Consider the following 12,279-nt stretch of genomic DNA (forward strand, 5'->3'; position numbering starts at 1 on the left):
ATGACCGGGCATTGTCGCATGGGCGTCGAAAACGCCCGGCCCGCCTCCGGCAATCCCCCAGGACTCATCGCGGCAGGTCGGACTGCCCCATCAGGAACTCGTCCACCGCCCGCGCCGCCTGGCGCCCTTCGCGGATGGCCCACACCACCAGGGACTGGCCGCGGCGCATGTCACCGGCCGCAAACACCTTGGGCACGTTGGTGACGTAACCACCGGTAAAGTCCGTCGAGGCCTTGGCGTTGCCACGGGCGTCCTTGTCGACACCGAAGGCGTCCAGCACGGTGGACACCGGGTTCACGAAGCCCATGGCCAGCAGCACCAGGTCGGCCTTGTATTCCTTTTCGGTGCCGGCCACCTCGACCATCTTCCCGTCCTTGAACTCCACGTTCACGGTCTTGAGGCCGGTGAGCTTGCCGTTCTTGCCGATGAACTCCTTGGTGGAGATGGCGAATTCGCGCGCGAGGATGCCTTTCTCGGCGCTCTCGTCGTGGCTGGAACTGGTGCGCAGCTTCAGCGGCCAGTACGGCCACACCAGCGGCTTGTTCTCCTGCTCGGGCGGCTGCGGCATCACCTCGAACTGGGTCACGCTCACGGCGCCGTGGCGGGTGCTGGTGCCCACGCAGTCGGAGCCGGTGTCGCCGCCACCGATCACGATGACGTGCTTGCCGTCGGCGCGCAGCTGGTTCTTCAGCTTGTCGCCGGCGTTGACTTTGTTCTGCTGCGGCAGGAACTCCATCGCGAAGTGCACGCCGTCCAGGTCACGCCCCGGAACTGGCAGGTCACGGCTCTGCTCGGAACCGCCGGTCAGCAACACGGCGTCGAACCGGGCCTTGAGGTCTTCGGCGCTGATCACCGTCTTGGCGTCGTTGGTGACCTTGCTGCCCTCGGGCATGGTGCCGATCAGGGTACTGGTCTTGAACACCACGCCTTCGGCTTCCATCTGCGCGACACGGCGGTCGATGTGCGACTTCTCCATCTTGAAGTCGGGGATGCCGTAGCGCAGCAGACCACCGATGCGGCTGTTCTTCTCGAACACCGTCACATCATGACCGGCGCGCGCCAGCTGCTGGGCCGCGGCCAGGCCGGCCGGTCCGGAACCCACCACCGCCACCTTCTTACCGGTCTTGTGCCGGGCCGGCTGCGGCTGGACCCAGCCGTTCTCCCAAGCCTTGTCGATGATCGCGTGCTCGATGGACTTGATGCCCACCGCGTCGCCATTCACGTTGATGGTGCAGGCCGCCTCGCAAGGCGCGGGACAGATGCGGCCAGTGAACTCGGGGAAGTTGTTGGTGCTGTGCAGCACGGTGATGGCGTTCTGCCAGTCGCCCTGGTACACGAGGTCGTTGAAGTCCGGAATGATGTTGTTGACCGGGCAACCGTTGTTGCAGAACGGCGTGCCGCAGTCCATGCAGCGCGCGCCCTGGATCTTGGCCTGGCTGTCGTCCAGCGCAACCACGAATTCCTTGTAGTGCTTCAGGCGTTCGGCAACGGGCTTGTAGCCCTCTTCCAGACGCTCATATTCCATGAAGCCGGTGACTTTTCCCATGATGTTGGTCCTGCGTGGGGTGGTTGCTTCTTACTTGGCGGGGGCCGTTTGCTTCTTGGCACTGCCCTGGGCCTTGCCAGTGGCGGCCACGGCCGCCTTCTTGGCGTTGATCTCGGCCAGGGCGCGCTTGTATTCGGTCGGGAAGACCTTCACGAACTTGGCGCGGGCTTCGGCCCAGTTGTCCAGCAGCTCGCGGGCACGCTTGCTTCCGGTCCAGCGGTTGTGATCCTGCAGCAGCTTCTTGAGCTGGGCTTCGTCGGTCTGGTCGCGGTGCCAGATCGCCTTGTCCGTAGTGGCTTCCTGTTCGGTGGCGGACAGCACCTTCTCCAGCGCGACCTGGGCGGTGTTGCAGCGCTGGGCGAACAGGCCGTCCTCGTCGTAGACGTAGGCGATGCCGCCGCTCATGCCGGCCGCGAAGTTGCGGCCTGTCTTGCCCAGCACCACCACGGTCCCGCCGGTCATGTACTCGCAACCGTGGTCGCCCGTGCCTTCGACTACCGCCGTGGCGCCCGAGAGGCGCACGGCGAAGCGCTCGCCGGCCACGCCGCTGAAGAAGGCTTCACCGGAGGTGGCGCCGTACATCACCGTGTTGCCGACGATGATGTTGCGGGTAGACTCGCCTCGGAAGTCGATGCTCGGACGCACCACCACACGGCCGCCCGACAGGCCCTTGCCGGTGTAGTCGTTGGCGTCGCCGATCAGGTACAGCGTGATGCCGTTGGTGAGGAACGCGCCAAAGGACTGGCCGCCCGTGCCTTCGAGCTGGATGCGGATGGTGTCGTCCGGCAGTCCCTCTGGGTGCACCTTGGTGACCGCACCCGAAAGCATGGCGCCCACTGAGCGGTTCACGTTGCGCGCCACCTCGATGAACTGGACCTTCTCGCCCTTCTCGATGGCGGCCTTGCTCTTGGCGATCAGCACGTTGTCGAGCGATTTTTCAAGACCATGGTCCTGCTTCTCGACATGCAGGCGCGGCACATCGGCCGGCACCGCCGGCGTGGCCAGCAGACGGCTGAAGTCCAGGCCGCGGGCCTTCCAGTGCTCGATACCCTTCTTCATGTCCAGCAGGTCGGCGCGACCGATCAGCTCGTCGAACTTGCGGATGCCCAGCTGCGCCATGATCTGGCGCGCCTCTTCGGCGATGAAGAAGAAGTAGTTGACGACGTGCTCGGGCTTGCCCGAGAACTTCTTGCGCAGCTCCGGGTCCTGCGTGGCCACGCCCACCGGGCAGGTGTTCAGGTGGCACTTGCGCATCATGATGCAGCCCTCGACCACCAGCGGCGCGGTGGCGAAACCGAACTCGTCGGCGCCCAGCAGCGCGCCGATGACCACGTCGCGGCCGGTCTTCATCTGCCCGTCGGCCTGCACGCGAATGCGGCTGCGCAGGCGGTTGAGCACCAGGGTCTGCTGGGTTTCGGCCAGGCCGATTTCCCAGGGCGAACCGGCATGCTTGATCGACGACCAGGGCGAAGCGCCCGTGCCACCGTCGTGACCTGCGATCACCACGTGGTCGGCCTTGCACTTGGCCACGCCCGCGGCGATGGTGCCCACGCCCACTTCGGACACCAGCTTGACGCTGATGTCGCTGTGCGGCGCCACGTTCTTGAGGTCGTGGATCAGCTGGGCCAGGTCTTCAATCGAGTAGATGTCGTGGTGCGGCGGCGGGCTGATGAGGCCCACGCCCGGCACGCTGTGGCGCAGCTTGCCGATGTATTCCGACACCTTGCCGCCGGGCAGCTGGCCACCCTCGCCCGGCTTGGCACCCTGGGCCATCTTGATCTGGATCTGGTCAGCGCTGGCCAGGTACTCGGCCGTGACACCGAAGCGGCCCGAGGCGACCTGCTTGATCTTGGAACGCAGCGAGTCGCCGGCTTCGAGCGGGTAGTCCACCTCGAAGATGTTGCCCAGCAGGTCGGACATGGTCTGACCCTGCTTGATCGGGATGCCCTTGAGCTCGTTGCGGTAGCGCAGCGCGTCCTCGCCGCCTTCGCCGGTGTTGCTCTTGCCACCGATGCGGTTCATGGCCACGGCCAGCGTGGCGTGTGCTTCGGTGGAAATGGAACCCAGCGACATGGCGCCGGTGGCAAAGCGCTTGACGATCTCCTTGGCCGGCTCCACCTCGTCGATGGAGATGGCCTTGGACGGGTCGATCCTGAACTCGAACAGGCCGCGCAGCGTCATGTGGCGCCGGCTCTGGTCGTTGATGATCTGGGCGTATTCCTTGTACGTGTTCCAGTTGTTGGCGCGCGTGCTGTGCTGCAGCTTGGCAATCGCGTCGGGCGTCCACATGTGCTCTTCGCCACGGGCGCGCCAGGCGTACTCACCGCCGGTTTCCAGCATGCTGGCCAGCACCGGGTCGTCACCATACGCCGCCTTGTGCATGCGGATGGCTTCTTCGGCGATCTCGAACACGCCAATGCCTTCCACGCGGCTGGCGGTGCCGGTGAAGTACTTGGACACGGTCTCGCTGTTCAGGCCGATGGCCTCGAACAGCTGGGCGCCGCAGTAGGACATGTAGGTCGACACGCCCATCTTGGACATGATCTTGGACAGGCCCTTGCCGATCGCCTTGATGTAGTTATAGATCGCCTTCTCGGCGCTCAGCTCGCCCGGCAGGTCTGCGGCGATCGCCTGCAGGGTTTCCATGGCCAGGTAGGGGTGCACGGCTTCGGCGCCATAGCCCGCCAGCACGGCGAAGTGATGCACCTCGCGCGCGGTGCCGGTTTCGACCACCAGACCGGCGGTCGTGCGCAGGCCTTCGCGCACCAGGTGCTGGTGCACGGCCGACAGCGCCAGCAGCGCCGGCACGGCCACCTGGGTGCGGCTCACGCCACGGTCGCTGATGATCAGGATGTTCTTGCCACCCTTGATCGCGTCCACGGCTTCGGCACACAGCGAGGCCAGCTTGGCTTCCACGCCTTCCTTGCCCCAGCTGACCGGGTAGGTGATGTCCAGCGTGGCGCTCTTGAACTTGCCCTGCGTCACCGACTCGATGTTGCGCAGCTTGGCCATGTCGGCAGCGTCCAGCACCGGCTGGCTCACCTCCAGCCGCATCGGCGGGTTGACCTGGTTGATGTCCAGCAGGTTGGGCTTGGGACCGACGAAGGACACCAGCGACATCACGATCGCTTCGCGGATCGGGTCGATGGGTGGGTTCGTCACCTGGGCGAACAGCTGCTTGAAGTAGTTGTACAGCGGCTTGTTCTTGCCAGAGAGCACAGCCAGCGGGCTGTCGTTGCCCATGGAGCCAATGCCCTCTTCGCCGTTGGCGGCCATGGGGCTGAGCAGGAACTTGATGTCTTCCTGCGTGAAGCCAAACGCCTGCTGCTGGTCCAGCAGCTCGGGCGACACGCGCTCAGCGCCCGTGGACTGGGGCTCGGTTTTGGTGATCGGCAGTTCGACGGCGTCTTCGCCGGCCACCGGATGCTCCACATCGTCCAGGCGGATGCGCAGGTTCTCGATCCACTGCTTGTAGGGCTTGCTGTTGGCGAGGTTGGCCTTCAGCTCCTCGTCGTCGATCATGCGCCCCTGCTCCAGGTCGATCAGGAACATCTTGCCGGGCTGCAGGCGCCACTTGCGCACGATCTTGTTTTCCGGGATCGGCAGCACGCCCGACTCGGACCCCATGATCACCAGATCGTCGTCGGTGATGCAGTAACGCGAGGGGCGCAGGCCGTTGCGGTCCAGCGTGGCGCCGATCTGGCGGCCGTCTGTGAACACGATGGAGGCCGGGCCATCCCAGGGCTCCAGCATCGCCGCGTGGTACTCGTAGAACGCGCGGCGGCGCGGGTCCATCATGGTGTGCTGTTCCCAGGGCTCGGGAATCATCATCATCACGGCCTGGCTGATGGGGTAGCCAGCCATGGTCAGCAGTTCGAGGCAGTTGTCGAACGTGGCGGTGTCGGACTGGCTGGCGAAGCTGATCGGGTAGAGCTTCTGCAGGTCGGCGCCCAGCACGGGCGAGGACATCACGCCTTCGCGCGCCTTCATCCAGTTGTAGTTGCCCTTGACGGTGTTGATCTCGCCGTTGTGCGCCACATAGCGGTAGGGGTGCGACAGCGGCCACTCGGGGAAGGTGTTGGTAGAGAAGCGCTGGTGCACAAGACCCAGGGCGGAAACGCAGCGCGGGTCCTGCAGGTCCAGGAAGTAGGTGCCCACCTGGTCGGCCAGCAGCAGGCCCTTGTAGACCACGGTGCGGCTGCTCATGCTGGGCACGTAATACTCTTTGCTGTGCTTGAGCTTGAGCGCCTGGATGTGGGCGCTGGCGGTCTTGCGGATCACGTACAGCTTGCGCTCCAGCGCGTCCTGCACGATCACGTCGTTGCCGCGGCCGATGAAGACCTGCCGCATGATCGGCTCTTTCTCGCGCACCGTCGGGGACATGGGCATGTCCTTGTTGACGGGCACATCGCGCCAGCCCAGCAGCACCTGGCCTTCGGCCTTGATGGCGCGCTCCATTTCCTGCTCGCAAGCCAGGCGGCTGGCGTGCTCCTTGGGCAGGAAGATCATGCCGACGCCGTATTCGCCGGCGGGCGGCAGGGTCACACCCTGCTTGGCCATTTCTTCGCGGTACAGCGCATCGGGCAGCTGGATCAGGATGCCAGCGCCGTCGCCCATCAGCTTGTCGGCACCAACGGCGCCGCGGTGGTCGATGTTCTCCAGGATCTTGAGCGCCTGGGTCACGATGTCGTGGCGCTTTTCGCCCTTGATGTGGGCCACGAAACCGACGCCGCAGGCATCGTGCTCGTTGGCCGGGTCGTACAGACCCTGTTGCTGGAACTGCTGTTGTTCGGCTGCCGTGGTCATGACGCTTCCTTTTCTGGACAAGGGCTTGGCAAAAATGCGCGGGACGCGAAGCTTAATGCACTGCAACATCGGTGCCAAGGAAAATAATTAGGGTCAGATTCTTATAAATTCCAATCAAAGCACTCAAACAATTAATAAGGGTCAGATTAATTTCAGCAAAACAACGCTGATCCCAAAGGATTTTTTCTGAACGCCATCAGGGCGGTGTCTTTTTTGGTCGCCCGGCACGTGCAGGAATCAGCCGACGATCGGTGTCCTTGCTGAGCGAGGCGAGGTAGTCCGGGTCGCCCAGCGCCCAGCCATGCCACAGCGAGTTGGCGATAGCGCCCATCTGTTGCGCATTCAGTCCGGCACGCACCAAATCGGCGTATGCGGCTTCGCGCGCAAACGGCGTGTTGCCCAGTGCCCAGTACATCGCATGGGGCGTGATGTGGCGGTCCTGCGCCTGGCCCGCGTGGTGGCGGTGACTGGACCAGAGATAGGACTGCGCATCGGCGCACAGCCCCTCCCGCACCGGGTCCAGATCAATGAAGACCATGCAGGACAGCAGGTGGCGCTCCGCCTGGATCAGTGTGGACCGGTAGCGCCCCTCCCAGAGCGTGCCGCTGCGGCCGTGGCGCCGGTTGAAGCAGCGCACATAGTCCCGGCCCACTCCCTGCATCAGGCGGGGCACGCCGTCGGCGGTCGAGGGCGTGCACAGCAGCTGGAAGTGGTCCGGCATCAGCACATAGGCGTGCACCGCCACCTTCAGCTGTTCGGCCCGAGCCCAGAGCAGGTCCAGCAGGGTGTCGCGGTCGGTGTCGTCCAGCACGATGGCCTGCCGGTTGTTGCCACGGTGCATCACGTGATGGACCTGACCGGGCAGGGTCAGGCGGGCCAGTCGAGCCAAGGCAGTCTCCGTTGAAATCTGTCCCCGATTATGTCCCCGAGGTCCTCAACCGCCTCACAGGAACTGGCTGGGCTCTCCCACAATCAGGCGCGCCAGTTCGTCCAGCCGGGCCGGGTTCACCTGGCCCACCGGCAGTTCGGTCGTCACAACCTCCATGCCGCCGACGCAGGCCAGCCGGAACCTCAGCAGCGCGGCGTCGTGGTCGGCTGTGACCATCACGCTCGCCCGCGCCGCCATGTCGAACTCGAAGACGATGGCCAGAAGGGCATTGGACTCTGGGTGCCGCTGCTCAACGCGCTCATGCACCACATGGCCCGCGGCCAGGCGCTTCTGCACCCGCTCCAGGTCCGGCGGGAAGTTCACACTCACCCGGCCCCGCCGCACCTCGCCCTCGCGGGGGCCCAGCTTCCAGCCCAGCGCCAGGTAGTCGAACACCTCGCGGTCGCGCAGGCGCTTCTTCCGGGCATCGAAACGGAAGTCGTGCTGCCGCATACCGGGCCAGAGGTGCTTGTGGTCGAGCCCCAGCCGCTGCGCCGGCGGCTGGATGACGCTCAACTGGCGGGCGAGTTCGGACAGGTAGTTCCAGACCACCTGACAGGCCGCCTCCGTCGCCGCCGTGCGGGCTTCCAGCCCGTGCTGCTGCTCGCCCTGCTCGGCCTGCCGGGCCTGCGCCTGTCGTTTGAGCTGCTGGAGATAGCTCATGGGATGCGTTCCGTCCTGTTGGTCCTGCCCTGGGCTGCCGTCGCGAGCGCCCTCGTCGGCGGCAGTGTATCGCCCCTCAATTGGCCGGGGTTCCAGGCCGTGCAGTCCACTCCCGCTGCAGCCGCACCGCCAACAGCAGGCCCAGCAGAGAGCACGCCCCCGTCAGCACCCAGGTCCAGTGCCAGCCACCGACACGCGTCACCCACCAGGCCACTGCAGGCGGGCCGATGAACTGCCCCAAAGCGGAGAACTGCTGCATCCAGCCGACGGTGGTGGACACCGTATCCCGGCCCGGGGCCAGCACCACGGCCACGCCAAAGAGCGTGCCCGGGATCAGCCCACCGACCGCCGAAAACAGCAGCACGGCCAGGTACTGCAGCACCGGGTAACCAACAGCACCAAACGCAACCACCGCCCCCGCCGCCATCGCCCCGTACCCCAGCGCCACCAGCACCCCGGGCCGCGCCCCCCTGGCCAGCCACCGCCCGGCGGCCACATTGCCCACCATGTTCACCGCGGCGGCCAGTGCGCTCAGCACCGCCACGTTGGCAGCCCCCAGGCCCGCCTGCACATAGATCGTGGGCAGGAAGCCCACCACCGCCAGCCACTGGCCCGAATACAGAAGAAAGCCCAGCGCCACCAGCCAGGGCCCTGGCGCGCGCAAGGTTCGCTTCAATCGCGGCCAGAGGGACGAAGAAGTGGCCGGTCCGGCATCGCCGGCGACTGTTGCCGGCACCCGCAGCGCCAACCAGGCCGCCGCCGCCAGACTGCACAGCGCCAGCAGCCACCAGGTAGTGCGCCAGCCCGACCAGGCCATCAGCGGCAAACCCAGCAACAGCGCCAGGGCGGTGCCCATCGGCATGTAAGTGCCCCACCAGCCCAGCGCACGGGACAGGCGCACCGGGTCGCGCAGGTGCAGCCTCAGCAGCCCTGGCGCCGGCAACACCGTCAGGAGGAATCCGGCTCCTTCCACCACCCGGAACACCAGCAACCGGTTCACGTCGGGCGCCAGTGCGCCCCCTGCACTGCCTGCGGCCAGCACACACAGCCCCACAAGCATCACCCGGCGCGGGCCCAGCCGATCGGCCAGCAGACCGACGAGCAACCCTAGCGAGAGGCCTGCCAGTTGCACCAGCGACAGCAGAAAACCGGCCTGCACCAGGTTCAGCGCCAGCTCGGCCTGGAGGTGCGGGATTGCCACCGGCAACTTGCCCACGTGCAGCGCGGAGCACACGCCCACACCGACCACCACCAGGGCCAGGCCCTGGCCATCGGTGGAGCGCGGGGGGGCTGACGGATGGTTCATGGACACTCAGGGAAACAGCACACGGCCGCTGAGACGCTGGTGTTCGCGGATGGCAAAGCGGTCCGTCATGCCGGCGATGTAGTCGGCCACCGCCCGCGCAGGCTGGCGCGCCTTGAGCGGTGAATGCGGCCATTCGTCCAGGCGCTCGAGGTACATCGAAAACAGCTCTGTGACCACCTGTGCCGCCCGCTCTGTGGTGTCCATCACCTGGGGATGGCGGTAGAGGTTGCGCAACAGGAAGTGCTTGAGCTTCTGCGATTCGGCTTTCATCTCGTCGGAGAAACCCACCAGCGGAAGCGCCTGCACGCGCACCTGATCAATGGTCTCCACCCCCGAGGCCGCGATGCGTGCCTGTGTCGTGTCGATCACGTCGTAGACCTGGTCGCTGAGCATCAGGCGGATCGACTCGAACAGCAACCGGCGCCCCCCCAGGTCGGGGTGTGCGTCCAGGGCCTGGCGGCGATAGCGGTCGAACAGGGGCACCTCGGAGATCTGTTCCAGCGTCAGCAGCCCGGAACGCACGCCATCGTCGATGTCGTGGGCGTTGTAGGCGATCTCGTCGGCCAGGTTGCACAGCTGCGCCTCCAGCGACGGGCAGCCGCCCGACACGAACCGCTGGGCCACACCACCCGGTTCGGCTTTCAGCAGGCGTTCCGCATGCATTCTTGAACAGTGCTTGAGGATGCCCTCCCGGGTCTCGAAGGTCAGGTTCAGGCCATCAAATGCCGGGTAGCGCTCTTCCAGCGCATCGACCACCCGCAGGCTCTGCAGGTTGTGCTCGAAGCCCCAGTCCACCTCGTCGGTCAATGGCTCATTCGGGCGCGCGGCTTTCATCGACGCGTTGAGCGCATCCTGGCCGGCATGGCCGAAGGGCGTGTGGCCCAGATCGTGGGCCAGGGCAACCGCCTCGACCAGGTCTTCGTTCAGACCCAGCGTGCGGGCGATGCTGCGCCCCAACTGCGCCACCTCCAGGGAATGCGTCAGACGGGTGCGGAACAGATCGCCTTCGTGGTTCAGGAAGACCTGCGTCTTGTAGACGAGGCGCCGGAACGCGGTGGAGTGAATGATCCGGTCGCGGTCGCGCTGGAACACTGAGCGTGTGGGCGCCTCTGGCTCGGCAAAACGGCGGCCTCGGCTGCTCGCCGGATCGGCCGCGTAGGACGCCAGCAGCATCCGTCCAGGCATTGGCGGAATGACCATCCGGGGCGTCAGCACGAAGACCAGGACCTCACGCGACGCAGCTTTCGGCAATCACCTCGCCCACCACCGCATCGGGCGCCCCCTGCATCAGGGCCTTCCCGCCTCCGTCCACCAGCACGAACCGGATCTCGCCCGCCTCGGACTTTTTGTCCAGTCGCATCAAAGAGAGGTAGCGCGCCACGTTGTCACCTTCGTCCAGCACAGGCGCGCGAACCGGCAATCCGGCCGCCTCAACCACCGCCTTGATGCGCTCGACAAACGCGTTGTCGACCAGCCCCATGCGCGCGGACAGCCGGGTGGCCATCACCATGCCACAGCCCACCGCCTCACCATGCAACCAGGCGCCGTACCCCATGCCCGCCTCGATCGCATGGCCGAAGGTATGGCCGAAGTTCAGGATCGCCCTCAAGCCCGACTCGCGTTCGTCCTGGCCCACCACCTCCGCCTTGATCTGGCAACTGCGCTTGACGGCATGCGCCATGGCCCGGGGATCCCGCGCGCGCAGCGCCCCCATGTTGCGTTCGATCCAGTCCAGAAACGCCATGTCGGCGATCGGCCCGTACTTGATCACCTCGGCCAACCCCGCGCTGAGCTCGCGCTCCGGCAAGGTATCGAGTGTTGCCAGATCGCACAGCACCCGCTGAGGCTGGTAGAAGGCACCTATCATGTTCTTGCCCAGCGGGTGGTTGATCGCCGTCTTGCCCCCCACTGATGAGTCCACCTGCGCCAACAGCGTGGTGGGCACCTGAACAAAGGGCACGCCTCTCATGAACGCAGCGGCGGCAAAGCCGGTCATGTCACCCACCACGCCGCCCCCAAGGGCAAACAGCACGGTCTTTCGGTCACACGCCGCACCCAGCAAGGCATCGAAGATCCGGTTCAGCGTCTCCCAAGTCTTGAAAGCCTCGCCGTCCGGCAACACCACATGCAACACGGTGCGGTAGTGCGGTGCCAGCGAACTCCTGAGGCGCTCCAGGTAGAGGGGCGCCACGGTGTCGTTCGTCACGATCATGGCAACGGATGCCGACGGCAATCCCGAGAAGGCGTCGGCCCGATCAAGCAAGCCTGCCGCGATGTCGATGCAATAGCTGCGTTCGCCCAGGTCGATGATCACCTGTTCGCCGCCAACGGGGGAAAGATCTCTGCGCATGGCCCAAGTGTAGGGCCAGGAATTGCCCGCCCGAAAGACAGGCGAAGTCAAACCGGGCCGGGCCCACCTCGCGCGGCAGCTCCAGGCGCCAGCTCCAGTTGCATGACGATCATGTTCACCAGCGTGGCCACCGAAGGCCGGCCCGTGTCGATGACGTAATGCGCAGCCTCCCGGTACAGGGGGTCGCGCGCTGAATACAGGTCCTTGAGCCGCTGAAGGGGATCGGCTACCTGCAGCAAAGGCCGGTTGCGGTCATGGCGCAAACGCCGAAAAACCTCTTCTGGCGAAGACCGAAGGTAAACCACCTGGCAACGGTCATGAAGCCGCTGCCGGTTGGCTGGGCGCAACACTGCCCCCCCACCCGTGGAGAGCACACGGCCCTGCCCTTGGGACAACTCATCAATCACAGCCTCTTCGATGTCCCTGAACCGGTCTTCACCCTCGCGCTCGAAGAACTCTCGAATCGAACATCCCAAGCGATGCTCAATCACATGATCGGAGTCCGAAAAAGACAGAGAAAGCCGGCGCGCCAGTTGCCGGCCGATGGTCGACTTGCCGGAGCCAGGCAAACCGATCAGTGCGATGGAGGACAAGTGATCAACTCATGAAAGACATAAGCGCCCGCCACCGCGGGAGGACAGCAAGCGAATTCAGGTGCCGATCAATTGACAAGAAATCCC

The 12,279-nt window shown here is 65.5% G+C and carries 8 protein-coding genes; all 8 read right to left on the bottom strand.

Annotated features, from left to right (window positions below; translation table 11 throughout):
• Window positions 1-64 precede the first annotated feature (64 nt).
• A complete protein-coding gene (locus HPF_RS19885; RefSeq protein ID WP_133157616.1) occupies window positions 65-1,546 on the bottom strand; it encodes a glutamate synthase subunit beta in 1,482 nt (493 codons plus the stop codon).
• A 30-nt stretch (window positions 1,547-1,576) separates the two neighbouring features.
• Window positions 1,577-6,352 (bottom strand): glutamate synthase-related protein, encoded by a 4,776-nt coding sequence (locus tag HPF_RS19890; RefSeq protein ID WP_133157617.1) that lies wholly within the window; start codon window positions 6,350-6,352, stop codon window positions 1,577-1,579.
• 196 nt (window positions 6,353-6,548) lie between these two features.
• Complete coding sequence (locus tag HPF_RS19895; protein ID WP_066152804.1) at window positions 6,549-7,241, bottom strand: transposase; 693 nt, start codon at window positions 7,239-7,241, stop codon at window positions 6,549-6,551.
• A gap of 54 nt (window positions 7,242-7,295) precedes the next feature.
• A complete protein-coding gene (locus HPF_RS19900; RefSeq protein WP_127804420.1) occupies window positions 7,296-7,943 on the bottom strand; it encodes a hypothetical protein in 648 nt (215 codons plus the stop codon).
• 76 nt (window positions 7,944-8,019) lie between these two features.
• Window positions 8,020-9,249, bottom strand: a complete 1,230-nt coding sequence (locus HPF_RS19905; RefSeq protein WP_133157618.1) for an MFS transporter — start codon at window positions 9,247-9,249, stop codon at window positions 8,020-8,022.
• A gap of 6 nt (window positions 9,250-9,255) precedes the next feature.
• Window positions 9,256-10,422 (bottom strand): deoxyguanosinetriphosphate triphosphohydrolase, encoded by a 1,167-nt coding sequence (locus HPF_RS19910; protein WP_133158177.1) that lies wholly within the window; start codon window positions 10,420-10,422, stop codon window positions 9,256-9,258.
• Between the two features lie 55 nt (window positions 10,423-10,477).
• A complete protein-coding gene (aroB, locus tag HPF_RS19915; protein WP_066152792.1) occupies window positions 10,478-11,599 on the bottom strand; it encodes a 3-dehydroquinate synthase in 1,122 nt (373 codons plus the stop codon).
• Window positions 11,600-11,646: 47 nt separating this feature from the next.
• Window positions 11,647-12,192: a shikimate kinase gene (locus HPF_RS19920; RefSeq protein ID WP_165961747.1), complete on the bottom strand. Its 546-nt coding sequence runs from the start codon at window positions 12,190-12,192 to the stop codon at window positions 11,647-11,649.
• Window positions 12,193-12,279: the final 87 nt, after the last annotated feature.

This window comes from Hydrogenophaga pseudoflava (genome assembly GCF_004353865.1).
Classification (GTDB): domain Bacteria; phylum Pseudomonadota; class Gammaproteobacteria; order Burkholderiales; family Burkholderiaceae_C; genus Hydrogenophaga; species Hydrogenophaga pseudoflava.